At 65.4% G+C, this 14,509-nt stretch carries 14 protein-coding genes; 6 read left to right on the forward strand and 8 right to left on the reverse strand.

Features of this window, described 5'->3' with window-relative positions; genetic code table 11:
• Positions 1-4: 4 nt before the first annotated feature.
• The 7 genes from NFH98_RS18780 to NFH98_RS18810 all read right to left on the reverse strand — a co-directional run bounded on the left by NFH98_RS18780 (position 5) and on the right by NFH98_RS18810 (position 6,962).
• The gene (locus tag NFH98_RS18780) at positions 5-727 is read right to left on the reverse strand and encodes a GntR family transcriptional regulator (protein ID WP_045992401.1); all 723 of its coding nucleotides are present in this window, start codon (positions 725-727) and stop codon (positions 5-7) included.
• A 73-nt stretch (positions 728-800) separates the two neighbouring features.
• Positions 801-2,000 carry a serine hydrolase domain-containing protein gene (locus tag NFH98_RS18785; protein ID WP_222516389.1) on the reverse strand — a complete coding sequence of 400 codons (1,200 nt, stop codon included), beginning with the start codon at positions 1,998-2,000 and terminating at the stop codon, positions 801-803.
• Positions 2,001-2,061: 61 nt separating this feature from the next.
• A complete protein-coding gene (locus tag NFH98_RS18790; protein WP_222516388.1) occupies positions 2,062-2,805 on the reverse strand; it encodes an aspartate/glutamate racemase family protein in 744 nt (247 codons plus the stop codon).
• Between the two features lie 126 nt (positions 2,806-2,931).
• Positions 2,932-4,212, reverse strand: a complete 1,281-nt coding sequence (locus NFH98_RS18795) for a TRAP transporter large permease (protein ID WP_108132155.1) — start codon at positions 4,210-4,212, stop codon at positions 2,932-2,934.
• Positions 4,209-4,784: a TRAP transporter small permease gene (locus tag NFH98_RS18800; RefSeq protein WP_052704322.1), complete on the reverse strand. Its 576-nt coding sequence runs from the start codon at positions 4,782-4,784 to the stop codon at positions 4,209-4,211. Before NFH98_RS18800 ends, NFH98_RS18795 begins: the two co-directional genes overlap by 4 nt.
• Positions 4,781-5,776, reverse strand: coding sequence for a TRAP transporter substrate-binding protein (locus tag NFH98_RS18805; RefSeq protein ID WP_052704323.1), 996 nt, complete (start codon positions 5,774-5,776; stop codon positions 4,781-4,783). The genes NFH98_RS18800 and NFH98_RS18805 overlap by 4 nt, the downstream gene beginning before the upstream one ends.
• 478 nt (positions 5,777-6,254) lie before the next feature.
• Positions 6,255-6,962: a GntR family transcriptional regulator gene (locus NFH98_RS18810; protein ID WP_045992404.1), complete on the reverse strand. Its 708-nt coding sequence runs from the start codon at positions 6,960-6,962 to the stop codon at positions 6,255-6,257.
• 436 nt (positions 6,963-7,398) lie between these two features.
• Here NFH98_RS18810 and NFH98_RS18815 point away from each other — a divergent pair, with 436 nt between their 5' ends.
• From NFH98_RS18815 to NFH98_RS18840, 6 genes are all read left to right on the forward strand, one after another.
• Positions 7,399-8,133, forward strand: a complete 735-nt coding sequence (locus NFH98_RS18815; protein WP_222516386.1) for a maleate cis-trans isomerase family protein — start codon at positions 7,399-7,401, stop codon at positions 8,131-8,133.
• A gap of 83 nt (positions 8,134-8,216) precedes the next feature.
• The gene (locus tag NFH98_RS18820; protein WP_222516385.1) at positions 8,217-9,290 is read left to right on the forward strand and encodes a TRAP transporter substrate-binding protein; all 1,074 of its coding nucleotides are present in this window, start codon (positions 8,217-8,219) and stop codon (positions 9,288-9,290) included.
• 74 nt (positions 9,291-9,364) lie between these two features.
• Positions 9,365-10,093 (forward strand): TRAP transporter small permease subunit, encoded by a 729-nt coding sequence (locus NFH98_RS18825; RefSeq protein WP_222516384.1) that lies wholly within the window; start codon positions 9,365-9,367, stop codon positions 10,091-10,093.
• Positions 10,090-11,391, forward strand: coding sequence for a TRAP transporter large permease (locus tag NFH98_RS18830; protein WP_083970360.1), 1,302 nt, complete (start codon positions 10,090-10,092; stop codon positions 11,389-11,391). Before NFH98_RS18825 ends, NFH98_RS18830 begins: the two co-directional genes overlap by 4 nt.
• A 44-nt stretch (positions 11,392-11,435) precedes the next feature.
• Entirely contained in the window at positions 11,436-12,917 is a 1,482-nt protein-coding gene (hydA, locus tag NFH98_RS18835; RefSeq protein WP_222516383.1) for a dihydropyrimidinase, read from the forward strand.
• A 291-nt stretch (positions 12,918-13,208) separates the two neighbouring features.
• Positions 13,209-13,433: a hypothetical protein gene (locus NFH98_RS18840; protein ID WP_222516382.1), complete on the forward strand. Its 225-nt coding sequence runs from the start codon at positions 13,209-13,211 to the stop codon at positions 13,431-13,433.
• Positions 13,434-13,871: 438 nt separating this feature from the next.
• Here the strand turns inward: NFH98_RS18840 and NFH98_RS18845 are convergent, their stop codons facing one another.
• On the reverse strand, positions 13,872-14,456 hold the full coding sequence (locus NFH98_RS18845) for a DUF4202 domain-containing protein (protein ID WP_108448671.1): 585 nt from the start codon (positions 14,454-14,456) through the stop codon (positions 13,872-13,874).
• Between the last annotated feature and the right edge of the window lie 53 nt (positions 14,457-14,509).

Here is a 14,509-nt window from a genome sequence, read left to right on the forward strand (position 1 = left end):
GGACTCAGCGTGTCAGCAATGCGCTGATGGCGACACCGGTGTGCATGACGTGTTCGTGCATGTGGCGGCGGGCAAGGTCGGCGTCCCTGGCGATCAAGGCATCGAGGATGGCGCGATGCTCATCGGTGGACTCCTGCCAGCGGCCGAGGCGATTCAGCGCCAGATAGCGCGCCCGCTCCAACCGACCCAGCAGGCGCTGGTGGGTTTCCACCAGCACCGGATTGCGCGCCGCCTCGACCAGCAGCGCGTGGATACGGGTATTGGTGGCGAAGTAGCCGTCGCGATCGCCCTTGGCGTGCTGCTTTTCCAGGCGAGTCTGCAGTGAGGCCAGCCGCTTGAGCTCGGTCTCTGTCATGCGCCCGGCCGCCAGTTCCACCGCCATGGCCTCGAGCCCGGCCTCGACCTCGAACAGATGACGCAGCTCGTCACCATCAAGCAGGGTGACCAGGGCGTTGCGATTGCGCCGCAGGGTCACCAGGCCTTCGCCCGCCAGCTGGTTCAAGGCATCGCGCAGGGGCGTGCGCGAGATGCCCAGACGCCGACACAGAGCCGGCTCCAGCAGACGCTCCCCAGGGGCCAGCTCACCGTGGACGATCAGCCCCTTGAGCAGGTCGTAGGCTTCATCGGCCAGGGACGGCGCCTGGATACGGCGGCGGTGAGGCGCTCGCTGACGCGTGCCTCTATCGGAGGGTGAAGCGACGGTGGCGTCGTCGGTTGTCGACGTCATGGGCATGGACCCTGGAAAATTGAAGGAGAGAAGGGCCCAGAGTATATCGCCTGCCCCGGGCCCGACATCCCCTTCAGGACTGCGGTTCGTCGGTCGGGTCGACGAACACACCCGGCGTCGGGGTACTCGAGGCACGCGCCGCCACCTCGTCCTCGAGTGCTGCGTCGGCTTCGGCGGAGCCTTCACCGTCCAGCGCCGGCAACACATAGTCATTGACCACGTTACGGAAGATGCGCACGTTCTTCGAATGGCGCAGCCCACCGTCGATCGGCAGCATCGCGGTCATCACGACCACAGCGTCACGCTCGGGCAGCGCCGTCACGAACTGGCCCTTGAATCCCATCATGTCGAAGCTCGGCGTGGTATCGACGATATGGCCAAGCCACAGGTAGTAGCCAAAGTCTCGCGCGGCGCGAGGAGTCGTCATCTGTGCGATCCAACCCTCAGGCACGATCTGCTCGCCATCAAAGCGCCCCTGGTCGATCAGCAATTGGCCCAGCTTGGCCAGATCCATGGATCTGAGCCTCAACCCCCAGCCTGCCGACACCAATCCCTTGTCATCGGCTCGCTGCCAGCTTGCGTTCTCCATACCAAGGGGCTCGAACAGCCGCCGCTCGGCGTATTCGGCAAGAGGCTCACCGGCAGCGGCCTCGAGCATGGCGGCGGCGAATACCGGATTGACGTCGGTGTAGTCGAAAGCGCTGCCGGGTTCCCACGCAACCGGGGTGTCGGCGATCAACGCCAGGCGATCCTCGGCCCCGTAGTAGATGGGGTCACCTTCCGGATCGAAGTCATAAGCAAGCCCAGAGGACATCGACAGCAGGTGCGCCAGAGTGACCTCCTCCTTGTCGGCGACATACTCGGCCAGATCGGGGCGCAGGGTAGCGATGACATCGGCCACACTGGCGTCCAGGGTGATCTTGCCCTCCTCGATCAGCAGACCCGCCAGCAGCGCGGTCACCGTCTTGGTCACCGAGTAGAGCTCATAGTTGTGCTGCCTGCCGAGATCCTGGGTATAGCGTTCCATGATGACCTGGCCGTCCTTGACCACCATCAGGCTGCGCACGTCGTAGCCCTGGGCGTCGAGCCACGACGACAGCTCGCTCAGCGGGGCCGCATCCACTCCCACTTCGCTGGGTGCGGCACTTGGCAGGTCACTGGCGTTCGCGGTGGCACCGAGTGAACCGCACAGCAGGGTGGCGGCGACGAGTCCTGTGAGGGAACGACGACCGTGGGCAAATCTGGAAACAGATGCAGGAAACTGAAGGTGCATGGTGATACCTCGCTGTTGTACTTGTTGTGGTGATGCCTGCCAGGGTGACAGTGGCGGAGGGTCAGCGCCGGCCGATCAGCGTTGCCACATCCCTGCTCAAGCCCTTGTGCGGCTTGTCGGGGGGTGCGGCGTAGCTGCCGACGGTGGCCTTGGCGCGGCCGAGATCGACCAGCGCCTGGGCCTGGGTGATGGCGCAGGTCACGCCGTCCAGCGCCGGCACCGGCAGCTCGGCGGCGACCTGGCGGGCCAACCCCGCCAGCGGGGCCCCGGCCAGGATCAGCACGTCGGCGCCATCCTCTCTGACCGCCTGTTCGGCCAGCTCGATCAGCCGCCCTCCCTGGTCCTGCTGCACGCTACCGATGGCCGCAAGGGGTTCGTCCAGGGCGCGGATACTGGCCAGCCGCGAGCCCAGGCCGTAGCTGTCCACGGTTTCGCGGTACCAGGCCTGGATGCGCTGGGAGATGGCGATGATCGAGAAACGCCCGCCGTACTGACAGGCGCTCATCAGCGCCGCTTCGGTCAGCCCCACCACCGGGATCGGCAGGGCCTCGCGCAACGCGGGCAGACCGGGATCGCCGAAGGCGGCCACCACCACGGCGTCGTGGCCGGGGTAGCGCTCGGCGGCGAGACCCAGGGTCGCATAGCCGCCGATCAGCGCCTCGGCGCGGGTCTCGATATAGGCCACACCGAAGGGCGCGGTGGCGACGCTCAGTTCGCTGCCCGGGCGCAGGCTTGCCTGTGCTTCACGCTCGATCAGCGCGCTGACGTCGTCTGAAATATTGGGATTGATGACCAGAAGCTTCATGGCAGTCTCTTTGTGGTGGGCCGGTCCGAGGCGCCGAATGCGAAACCTCGGCCCTTTCGTAGCTTGTCGTTCGGTCGATGCCGTACTTCAGTCGCCAGTACCTCGATCATTCAGTACCTCGATCATTCAGTACCCCAGTGCCCGCGGCAGCCAGGTGACCAGCGAGGGGAAGGCGATACACGCCACCAGCACCACATACTGAAAGACGATGAAGGGCCAGGCGCTCTTCATCAGCTCGTTCAGGCTGATATTGGAGATGCCGCACATCACGAACAGCAGCACCCCCACCGGCGGCGTCATCATGCCCACCACCAGGTTCATCACGAACAGAAAGCCGAACAGCAGCGGATCGATGCCGTAGGACAGCGCGATCGGTGCCAGCAGGGGCACCAGCATGATGTAGGCGGCGTTGGACTCGACGAACATGCCGACCAGGATCAACAGCCCCATCACCAGCAGCAGGAACATCAGCGGGTCGCTGGTCAGTCCCTGCAGGGCGCTGGTCAGTCGCATCGGCACCAGATCGATGGTGAAGGCAAAGGTCATGGTCGAGGCGAAGGCGATCAGCGCCCCCACCATGGCTGCGGTGACCGCGGCGTTGAACATCGCCCGCGGCAGGTGCGACAGGCGTAGCTGGCGGGTGACGAAGAAGCCGATCACCAGCGCGTAGAGCACGGCGATGCCGGCCCCCTCCGTCGGGGTGAAGGCACCGGCGACGATGCCACCGACCACGACGATCGGCATCAGCAGAATGGGCAGCGCCCGCCAGGTCTGCACCAGCACGTGGCGCAGCCCGATGACTCCGCCGGCCAGCGGATAGCCACGGCGCATCGACAGGAAGCTGGCCAGGCCCATGAAGCCCAGCGCCAGCACCAGCCCCGGCACGATACCCGCCATGAACAGCCCGCCTACCGAGACGCTAGAGCCGGCCATCAAGGCGTAGACGATCATCGCATTGCTGGGCGGGATGATCGCCCCCAGGTTGGCCGCCGAGGCGACCACCGCGCTGCTGTAGCCGGTGTCGTACTGCTGACGCATGGACGGCACCAGCGAACTGCCCAGGGCGCTGGCACTGGCCACCGCCGCCCCGCTGACCGCCGCCAGCACCATGCCGGCGACGATCGCCACGTGGGCGAGCCCGCCGTGGACGCGGCCGATCAACGAGTTGGCGAAGTCGACCAGGCGCTGAAGGATCCCTGCCGCCACCATCAACTCGCCGGCCAGCATGAACAACGGAATCGCCATCAGCGGAAAGCTGTCCACCGAGTGCATCATGCGCTGTGGCAGCACCGCCAGGTCCATGCCGCCGACGACCAGCCCCACCAGCGAGGCAAGGCCCAGGGCAAAGGCCAGCGGCATACGCAGAAGCGCCAGTACCGCAAAGCTCAGAATAATCGCCAGGGTCATGGGCGCACCTCCTCACCTCGGTCATGGCCTGAGTCGGGTCCAGCCGGGGCGGAAGGCAGCGGCTCAAGCTCCAGGCACTGGGCGATCAGATGCAGCGCACAGTGGATCGCCGAGATCAGCACCGCGATATAGAACACCGCCGCGGTGATCGGCATGGTTGGCATCAGCTGCGGCCACTTGTCGATCACCGCACCGGTTCCCACCACCCCCAGGATCACCATCAGTACCACCCCCAACGCCGCCATCAGCTGGGCCAGCCGGCGCTGGGCGCCGGCGGGCAGGTGGCTGACAAGGGCATCGATACCGACGTGGATGCCACTCTTGATACCGTGGGGAATGGCCAGAAAGATCGCCCATACAAAGCACAACCGGGACAGCTCATCGGCGGAGTCGATACTGGTGCCGAGCAGGTAGCGTGCCACCACCTGGGCGCACACCAGCACCGTCATCAGGCCCATGGCCAGCAGGATGGCGTAGTAGGAGCCACGGTCCAGCCACGCCAGCAGATGCAGGAAATGGCGCCGAACCGGATGGCCCGCGTGGGCCTCCAGGCGTTGCCAGGCCCGTGTCATGCCCCCAGCTCCTCGAGCACCTTGTCGACCAGCTCAGCGCCGAGCTTTTCGCGCAGATCATCCACTACGCTCTGGCTGGCCTCGCGCAGGGCCGCGCGGGTCTCGTCGCTGATCGGAGTGAACTGCATGCCGCGCTCGATCAGGGTATCGCGGGCCTGGGTATCCTCGGCCGCCGCGGTCTCGCGCTGCCAGGCCACCGCCTCGTCCATGGCCGCCATCAGGGTGGCACGCTGGTCGTCGCTCAGGTCCTCGAACTTGTCGCGATTGGCGACCACCACGATGTAGTCGTAGAAGTGTCCGGTATCGGACAGGTACGGCTGCACCTCGTCCAGACGCTTGGTCTCGATGATGCTGTAGGGGTTCTCCTGGCCATCGAGCACCCCCTGCTGCAGCGCACCGTAGACCTCCTTGATGTCCATCGACACCGGATTGGCACCGATGGCGCGGAAGGTGTCCAGGTGGGTCTGGTTGGGCTGCAGGCGGATCTTCAGGTCCTGAAAGTCCTCGATCGACTCAAGCGGCCGCTCGGCGTTGGTGACGTGGCGGAAGCCGAGTTCCATGTAGCCCAGCGCCACGAACCCGGCCTCGGCCAGTTTCTCGTCGAGCAGCTCGCCGACCTCGCCGTCGATCAGCGCAAAGGCGTCCTCGCGGCTGTCGAAGGCGAACGGCAGGCTCAGCGCCTCGAGTTCCGGCACGGTACGCGACAGGTAGGAGATGCCGATCCAGCTGCCCATGATGGCGCCGGAACTGACCTGATCGAGATTCTCGCCGGCACCGCCAAGCTGCATGTTGGGGAACAGCTGGGCGGTCAGATCGCCATCGCTCTGCTCCGCCAGGGTCTCGGCGAAGCGCGCCATGGCGCGACTGCTGGAGTGATCATCGGTGAAGTTGCCGCCAAAGCGCAGGTCTTCTGCCTGGGCCAGCAGCGGTGTGCAAAGACCCAGGGCCAGCGCGCCGGCACCCAGCAGGGAAAGACGGGAGGGAGTCGTCATGTCGCAATCCTTGTTGTTGGTATTGGGTAAGGAATCGGTGATGGAACGCTCAAGCGAGCCCACCTGCTTTGACCTTAGTCGAACACACTAAAGAATTCCAAATCTTGAATACTATTTTTTTTAAAAACTTTATTTATCAGATAGTTGTTGTTTTCACATTCAGCAAGAAGCGACTTATGACATGCGGAGGCCATGCGACAGGAGATCTTCCGGGCGCCGAGCCGTGGGTGGCGAACCATGGGTGGCGAACTATGGGTGGCAAGCCGTGCACGGCGGGGAGTGTCCGGTAGCAAGGAGCAGTGGGCCCAAGCCCCTTGGTGCAGGGCTTGAGGGGAGGCTCGAAGGGAAAAGAGCCCTGGGAAAAGGGGCTCGAGGGCAAAGGTTTGGGAGAAAGCGTTCGGGAGAAAAGGTTCGGCAGAAAGGGTTCGGGGGACGGCGCGGCCAGCACCTGCAGCCCCGCGCCAGGCAACGCTCGCGGTCAGTCGTCGCCAGCGTTGTCGGGCAGCCCCTGCAGCACGGCCTGGCCGGTCTTGCGCATGTGCAGGCTCAGGGCCTCGGACAGCGCCTGGGCGTCCCGCGCCTCAAGCGCCTCGACGAAGTAGCTGTGCTCGCGAGCGGACTCCTCCCAGCGGCTGGCGTCCAGGTTGGCCATGTAGCGCGCCCGGGTAATACGCAACGTCAGCGATTGCTCCAGGTCTTTCAGCACCCGATTGCCGGACAGGTCCGCCAGACGCTGGTGAATGCGTTGATTGAGGGCAAAGTAGCGCTTGCGCTGATTGTCCGCGAAATAGCCCATCATCTCGTCATGGAGTCGGCGGATCTCGGCGATGTCGGCATCAGAGGCGCGCACCGCCAGCAGGTTGCCCGCCAGCGACTCCAGTGCCGCCATGACCTCGAACAGATCACGTACCTCGTCACGATCCACCCTGGTCACCCGGGCCCCACGATGGGGCAGCATCTCGACCAGGCCTTCGCTGGCCAGCACCTTGAGCGCCTGGCGCAGTGGCGTCGGCGACACCCCAAAGGCCTCGCACAGGGGTTTTTCCGCGATCCGGCTGCCGGGGGCCAGCTCTCCTTCCAGTACCATTTCGCGCAGGCGCTCGGCCACCGCCTCATAAAGGCTCGAGCGCTTGAGCGGCGCCGGGCGAGGCGGTGACAGCACGTCCTGATCCAGGGACTCGTTCATGGCGGCTCCTTTTGCTCCTCGGTGCTCCTGGGTGCTCATGCTGGCTGCTTGCGGAGGACTGGGGCGTCGCTTCAGCCCACAGCGCCCTGGAGCGGGCACCCACTGCTCAGCACGCCGACCATCGACCACCAGCACTCAACAAAGCGCTGAAATCAAAGTTATTTCCACACCCCATCGAAGATCCCAAGGCGCGGATTCCACGATGGTGGCCAGGCGTCCACTGCCACTTTCACAGCAAGATGTCATGGCGATTGATGCAGTGTACTTGCAAAAACTCGACGTTATGCAATGCTGAAAAGGTCGTAGAAATTTGGAATTCCGAATTTCTTTCAAGATTCAGTGTAGCGCGCCACAGGCAAGACCGGCCACCGCCGATACGCCTCCGGGGCACGCCCCACACAACAACAACACGACCTTGCACAGGATCGCCACGCCCATGCAACGCACCCTTCTCGGAATGCTGACCCCCTCGTCGAACACCGTGCTGGAGCCTTACACCAGCGCCATACTGCGGGACCTCATGCCAGCGGTCAGTGCCCACTTTCAGCGCTTCACGGTCAAGGAAATCTCGCTGAGCGAGGCGGCCCTGGCCCAGTTCGACCCCGCACCACAGCTTGACGCCGCCCGCCTGCTCAGCGATGCCCGCATGGACGTGATCGCCTGGAATGGCACCTCCTCGAGCTGGCTCGGGTTCGACGCCGACCGCCGCCTGTGCGCCGCCATCACCGAAGCCACCGGCATACCGGCGACCAGCAGCGTGCTGGCGCTCAACGAGGTGCTCGAGCGCACCGGGGTCAAGCGTCTAGGGCTGGTCACCCCATACCTTGACGACATCCAGGCCGCCATCGTCGACAACTACCGGCGTGAAGGAGTCGAGGTGGTGGCCGAGCGTCACCTCAACGACCGCGGCAACTTCTCGTTCTCCGAATACGATGAGCAGACCCTGGCCGAGATGGTCCGCGAGGTCGCCCGAGCAGAGCCGGAGGCGATCACCATCCTGTGCACCAACCTGCGCGGGGCCGGCATCGTCGAGGAGCTGGAGCGGGAGCTCGGTATTCCCATCTACGACTCGGTCAGCGTCACCGTGTGGAAGAGCCTACTGCTGGCAGGCAAGGACCCGAGCGCCATCAACGGCTGGGGCCAGCTGTTTCACGACCCTCGGCTCGGCTGACACTCCCCCGCCCCTCTCCACAGAAACAGCAATAGCAACATCAGCACCTGCAACAACCACCAACAACAAGATGAGGTTCTCCCATGACGACTCCCTCCCTCGTGACGGCGACCCGCCGGCTTACCCTCGGCGCCCTGATCGCCGCCCCCCTGCTGGTGGCCACCAGCCAGGCCCAGGCCGAAACCCTGCTGCGAGTAGCCGGCAATTTCTCCGGCAACAAGCTGCACGTGGACAACGTGGAGCGGCCCTTCTTCGCCGAGCTCGATGCCCGTGACGACCTGGCGGTGAGCTACAACCCGATGGACGCCATCGGCGTGGAAGCCGCGGACGCCCTGCGCAACATACGCTCCGGTGCCTTCGACGTGATGTCGGTGCAGATCGGTATGGCCTCCCGCGACGAGCCGTTCTTCGAGGGCATCGATCTGGCCGGGGTCACCGCCGACCTGGACCAGCAGCGCGAGGCGGTGGACGCCTTCCGCGCCGACTTCGACGCCCGCCTGCAGGAACGCTTCAACGCCAAGCTGATGACGCTGTGGCCATTCGGCCCGCAGATGATGTTCTGTAACGGTGACATCAACGGTGCCGACGACCTGGCGGGCAAGAAGGTGAGGGTGTTCACGCCGTCCATGTCACGGCTGGTGGAAGGACTCGGCGCGGTGCCGGTGACGCTGCAGTTCAGCGAGGTCTACCTGGCGCTGCAGCGCGGCGTCGCCGACTGCGGAGTGACCGCACCGTCGGCCGGCAGTAACGGAAAGTGGCCGGAAGTGACCGATCACTTCGTACCGCTGCCGTTGTCCTACTCGGTGCAGGGCCACTTCATGAACCTGGACACCTGGAACGGCTTCGACGCCGAGCAGCAGGCGTCGCTGAGCGAGGCCTTCGCCCGCCTCGAGGACCAGATGTGGGACCTGGCCTACACCGTCAACGACGATGCCATCGCCTGCAATACCGGTCAGCCGAGCTGCGAGAACCACACCGCCTACGACATGACCCTGGTGGACATCGACGAGGACTCCCGCGCGCGCATCGAACAGATCACCTCCGAGGCGGTGCTGCCGGTGTGGGCGGAGACCTGCGACGCCCGCTACCCCGAGTGCACCGCGCTGTGGAACGCAAGCGTCGGCGAGGTCACCGGCCTGAGCGCCAGCGCGCCCTGAGCGGCGGCTGATCGACCCTGTCGCCCACGACCAGGGGCCGCCCATGCGGCGGCCCCGTCCCCAGGAGCATCCCGATGTCCGATTCCCGTCCCTCCGGTGCGCATTCGCCACCCGACGCCAGATCGCCCGGCGCTGCATCCGCTGCCGCATCGATGGCTGTATCACCGGACTCCCGGCTCGACCGGGGACTTGCCCGTCTGTCCCGCGGTGCCGCTCTGGCCGCCGGCTACGGCGCGCTGTTGCTGTCTGCGCTGATCACCTTCGAGGTGCTGGCGCGCAAGTTCTTCGCCTTCTCGCTGCAGGGGGTCGACGAGATCGGTGGCTATGTGCTGGCTATCGGTGTCGCCTTCAGCTTCGCCTTCGCCCTGACCCAGCGCGCCCATACCCGGGTCGACGTCCTGCTGACGCGACTGCCGCCCCGGCTGCGCGCCCTGCTCAACCTGGTGGCGCTGGTGCTGTTGTGCGTGTTTTCGCTGTTTATGCTGTGGCGGGCGGGCGCGACCCTGGGCGAGACCCTGGAATTCTCCAGCCTGGCCAGCACCCCACTGCAGACCCCGCTGTGGATCCCCCAGTCGCTGTGGCTGATCGGGCTCTCGGTGTTCGCCATCGTCACCCTGCGAGCCGCCGTCCGGGCCGGAGTCCAGCTAACGCGCGGCCAGATCGGCGCGCTCAACGCCGGCTGCGACCCGCTCAGCGCCGATGACGAGCTCGACGAAGCGCGTCGCCACTATGTTGGCGCGAAGAGTGGCTCGCCTGGCCATTCGGCGGATGGCCAGATAGCCGGCCGGGAGAAGACACCATGATTTCCGTCACCGAGGTACTGCTGGGCTTTGCCCTGATGATTTCCATGATGGCGCTGGGCATCCATGTGGCGGTGGCCATCTTCACCACCGCCGCCCTCGGCGCCATGCTCTACCTGGGCACCCCGCTGCTGTTCTCCTTCGGCGACCTGTTGTGGGGCACCCTCAACGACTTCATCCTGACCGCCATTCCGCTGTTTATCCTGCTCGGCGAGCTGCTGCTGCGGGCCGGCATCACCGAGCGCATGTACTCGGCGCTGTCGGTGTGGCTCAACCGCCTGCCTGGCGGTCTGCTGCACACCAACATCGGCGCCTCATCGGTGTTCGCCGCCATGTCCGGCTCGTCGGTGGCCACCGCCGCCACCATCGGCACCGTGGCCCTGCCGGCCTTCGCTGAACGCGGCTACAGCGAGCGCCTGGCGCTGGGCACCCTGGCCGCCGGGGCGACGCTCGGCATCCTGATTCCACCCAGCATCAACATGATCATCTACGGGGCGATCACCAACACCTCCATCGGCGCCCTGTTTATCGCCGGTATCGTGCCCGGGCTTGCCCTGGCGGCCACCTTCATGCTGGTGATCATGGGCATGAGCCTGCTGCGCCCCGGGGTCGCCGGCGAGCGCGAGCCGCGCGTGCCGCTGGCCCAACGTCTGCGCTCGCTGGTCGATCTGCTGCCGCCGGCGTTCGTCTTCGCCATCGTCATCGGCAGCATCTACAGCGGCTGGGCGACCCCCACCGAGGCCGCCGCCCTGGGGGTGGTGGCAGCACTGCTGCTCGCGGCGCTCAACCGCAAGCTGACCATCGCCATGCTTCACGAGTGCTTTCTGTCCATGGCACGTACCACCGCCATGATCATGCTGATCATCTCTGCGGCGTTCTTTCTCAACTATATCGTCGGCATTCTCGGCATCCCCTTCGCCCTGACCCAGTGGGTCTCGGAACTGGGACTGTCGCCGCTGGGGCTGATCCTCGCACTGGTGGTGTTCTACCTGGTGCTGGGCTGCTTTCTCGAGACCCTGTCGATGATGATCGCCACCGTACCCATCGTGGTGCCCATGGTGGTGCAGTTCGGCTTCGATCCGGTGTGGTTCGGTGTATTTCTGGTGATCATGATGGAAATCTCGTTGATCACCCCGCCCATCGGCATGAACCTCTACGTGGTGCAGGGGGTGCGCGGACGCGGCTCGATCGTCGACGTGATGATCGGCAGCCTGCCCTTCCTCGCGGTGATGCTCGCCTTCGTCGCCCTGATCACCGCATGGCCGGCCATCGTGCTGTGGCTGCCGGGGGTGATGGGATGATCGGCGATATCCGCCACGCCTTGGCACCAAGCACCTGAACAACAATGAATAACTCCGGCGCGAGCCGGTCTCTGGAGAGCAAGATGCAACGCCTCGATACTCTGATCACCAACGCCACCGTGATCACCGCCGCCGACCGCTTTGTCGCCGATATCGGCATTCGCGACGGGCGTATCGTCGCCCTCGGCGAAGGACTCGCCGAGGGTGCAGGCCCAGTCGGCGAGACCATCGACGCCAGCGGCCTGTGGGTGATGCCCGGCGGCATCGACGCCCATTGCCACCTGGCCCAGCCGCTGGGTGACGGCGCGGTGATGGCCGATGACTTCGCTAGCGGTACCCGCTCGGCGGCGGCCGGTGGCACCACCACGGTGATTCCCTTCGCGGCCCAGTTCAAGGGACAGTCGCTGCGCGCGGCGGTGGAGGACTACCACCGCGAGAGCGACGGCAAGGCGATGATTGACTACGCCTTTCACATGATCGTCACCGACCCCAACCAGACGGTGCTGCGCGAGGAGCTGCCGGCGCTGATCGAGGAGGGTTACAGCTCGTTCAAGATCTACCTGACCTACGATGACCTGAAGCTCAACGACCGCGAGGTGCTCGAGGTGCTGGCGCTGGCCCGCCGCGAGGGCGCCATGGTCATGGTCCACGCCGAAAACGCCGACTGCATCGCCTACCTGACCGAACTGCTGGAAGCCCAGGGCCACACCGCCCCGCGCTACCACGCCGAGGCCCACTCCTCCATCGCCGAACGCGAGGCCACCCACCGCGCGATCTCGCTGGCCGAGCTGATCGACGTACCGCTGCTGATCGTCCACGTTTCCGGCCCCCAGGCGATCGAGCAGATCCGCTGGGCCCAGAGCCGTGGCCTGCGGGTCTACGGCGAGACCTGCCCCCAGTACCTGATGCTGACCGCCGATGACCTGGACCAGGACGGCTTCGAAGGCGCCAAGTGCGTGTGCAGCCCACCGCCCCGGGACCCGGCGGCCCAGCAGGCGGTGTGGGAGGCGCTGGAAAGCGGTGTTTTCCAGGTGTTCTCGTCGGACCATGCGCCCTTCCGCTACGAGGACGACAAGGGCAAGAAGCTGCATGGCGAGGAGGCGAGTTTTTCCTGCATCCCCAACGGTATTCCGGGGCTCGAGACGCGCCTGGCGATCCTGTTCTCGGAGGGCGTGGTCAAGCAGCGCATCGACGCCACCCGCTTCGTCGCGCTGACCGCCACCAACCCGGCCAAGATCTACGGCCTTTATCCGCGCAAGGGCACCATCGCCGTGGGCAGCGACGCCGACCTGACCCTATGGGACCCCGAGGCCCGGGTCACGGTGTGCAACGACGACCTGCACCACGCGGTGGACTACACCCCCTACGAGGGCCTGGAGCTGACCGGGCGGGTGGTCATGGCGCTGTGCCGGGGCCAGGTCGTCGCCCGCGACGGCAAGCCCTGCGGCCAAGCCGGTGACGGCCAGTTCCTGCGCTGCGACAAGCCCACCCCGGCAAGGCCCAGAGGGCAGGCCAAGGGGTTCTAGGGCTAGGTAATGGACGTGTTGTACGGTGGAACAATGTGTCCAGTCAAAAGGAAGGAGTCCCCTCGCCCGCGGCGAACAGAGGGCAGCGAAAGGAGCACGGCGAACAACGCCAAGTTGGCCAAGTTGCTCGCCCCCTTGTCTTTTCCACACGAGTCCCGGGGCGAGGGCCCAGTACCCCCGCCCGGGCGCTGGGCTGCACAGGTGCATCGCTTGTATGTCACTCAACCGGGATAGTATGAGAGGTGTCGCTTCCCCCGAGGCGATAGTTGTACTGTCGCGCGGAGGGCTACAATGGATAGAAGGCACCACGCCGAGAAAGCCTTGTGTGAAGCCATGGAAAAGATCATCGTCGGGATCATCGTCGGCCTGACCATAGGCGCCACGATCAACAGGCACGCCCCGGTGGGGCTGTTACTATTGGCTATAGGCCTGGCCACAGTGACCCTGGCGGGGATTGCCACTTACCTCGGCCATCTGCGCGCGGCCGAAGACGCCGCCAAAGGAGGCAGCTCATGAGTCACAATGCCGCCATCATTGTCCTGGGGCTCATGCCCGCCGTCGTTTTCGGCGTGAGCCTGCTACTGATTCGCTGGCGATACCGCTAGGGCTTGTCTGAAAAGTGCCTGCGCTCGGTAATACGGCGTTAAAAGTCGAATCAACATGCTCATTTACACCCCGTAAACTGCGCTGTCTCACCGATTTTTGCCTTGTCTAACCTTCGCTCGCCGACTTTTCGGACAGAGCCTAGCCTTCGATCTTCCTTCACGCTCACAGAGCCCGAGCCCTCGGCCACCTCTCGCCTCGTGGATTCTGGCGACAACACATCAGCCATATCAACAGAGTCGCGGCCTCCAGACAGCCAGGCGCCCATTCAATCGGTAAGCCCCTGGTACTGGCGCCCTTCCCAGGCTTTCGCGCCCCCCGGCTGCTTGAGCAGCCCACTTGCAACCCTGCCTACCCCAGCGCTTCCTCGACGATGGCGCGGGCCTCGTCGCTCATGGGCAGGCCCAATGCGAGCTGGTGGGCGGCGGGGGACATCTTCTTCCAGGTCATCTGGACGATGCGGATCAGGTGGTCGTGATCGACCTGACGCGAGAAGTCGGCGAAGTAGTTCTCGAGGAACACCAGGCAAGCGCAGTCTTCCACCGCCTGGGTGCCGGGGTCGCGCCCCAGTCCCTGCTTGCGGATCATCCGCGCCACCTCGTCGGCGTCGGCGTCGCTGTAGCCGCAGGCGCGCATCACCTCCGCCGCCAGTTGGCCGGCGCGCTTGCCCTGGTCACGTCGCCAGGTCAGGTAGCCGATGCGGCCCTCTTCATAGTCACTGCGCGGCACCTCCCAGCGCTTCAGGTGCTGGTTGTGCACGGCAAGCTGCACCAGCTCCGCTGCGTCGGGATCGAGACGCTCGAGCCAGGCGCTCATGCGCCCGGCGTGCCACAGCTCCTGGGGCTGTGACGCCCCGCCCACCTCCACGCGGCGAGGGTCCTCGGCATGCAGGGCGTCGAGCCTTGCCTGGGCCTGGTCGAAGGGCGTTGTCGTCATGGGATTCCTCGATGGCGTCGATGCGTTGCCATCATGGTAACGGTCTGACGGCC

The sequence above is a fragment of the Halomonas sp. H33-56 genome, from assembly GCF_040147035.1.
GTDB classification, from domain to species: Bacteria; Pseudomonadota; Gammaproteobacteria; order Pseudomonadales; family Halomonadaceae; genus Halomonas; species Halomonas litopenaei.

Excerpts from the sequence above, each read along its gene's own strand:
- NFH98_RS18790 (WP_222516388.1), bottom strand. The coding sequence starts at position 2,805 with ATGAAGCTTCTGGTCATCAATCCCAATATTTCAGACGACGTCAGCGCG.
- NFH98_RS18800 (WP_052704322.1), bottom strand. The coding sequence starts at position 4,784 with ATGACACGGGCCTGGCAACGCCTGGAGGCCCACGCGGGCCATCCGGTT.
- NFH98_RS18810 (WP_045992404.1), bottom strand. The coding sequence starts at position 6,962 with ATGAACGAGTCCCTGGATCAGGACGTGCTGTCACCGCCTCGCCCGGCG.
- NFH98_RS18845 (WP_108448671.1), bottom strand. The coding sequence starts at position 14,456 with ATGACGACAACGCCCTTCGACCAGGCCCAGGCAAGGCTCGACGCCCTG.
- NFH98_RS18840 (WP_222516382.1), top strand. The coding sequence starts at position 13,209 with ATGGATAGAAGGCACCACGCCGAGAAAGCCTTGTGTGAAGCCATGGAA.
- NFH98_RS18820 (WP_222516385.1), top strand. The coding sequence starts at position 8,217 with ATGACGACTCCCTCCCTCGTGACGGCGACCCGCCGGCTTACCCTCGGC.
- NFH98_RS18830 (WP_083970360.1), top strand. The coding sequence starts at position 10,090 with ATGATTTCCGTCACCGAGGTACTGCTGGGCTTTGCCCTGATGATTTCC.
- NFH98_RS18805 (WP_052704323.1), bottom strand. The coding sequence starts at position 5,776 with ATGACGACTCCCTCCCGTCTTTCCCTGCTGGGTGCCGGCGCGCTGGCC.
- NFH98_RS18785 (WP_222516389.1), bottom strand. The coding sequence starts at position 2,000 with ATGCACCTTCAGTTTCCTGCATCTGTTTCCAGATTTGCCCACGGTCGT.
- NFH98_RS18825 (WP_222516384.1), top strand. The coding sequence starts at position 9,365 with ATGTCCGATTCCCGTCCCTCCGGTGCGCATTCGCCACCCGACGCCAGA.
- NFH98_RS18815 (WP_222516386.1), top strand. The coding sequence starts at position 7,399 with ATGCAACGCACCCTTCTCGGAATGCTGACCCCCTCGTCGAACACCGTG.
- NFH98_RS18780 (WP_045992401.1), bottom strand. The coding sequence starts at position 727 with ATGACGTCGACAACCGACGACGCCACCGTCGCTTCACCCTCCGATAGA.
- NFH98_RS18795 (WP_108132155.1), bottom strand. The coding sequence starts at position 4,212 with ATGACCCTGGCGATTATTCTGAGCTTTGCGGTACTGGCGCTTCTGCGT.
- hydA (WP_222516383.1), top strand. The coding sequence starts at position 11,436 with ATGAATAACTCCGGCGCGAGCCGGTCTCTGGAGAGCAAGATGCAACGC.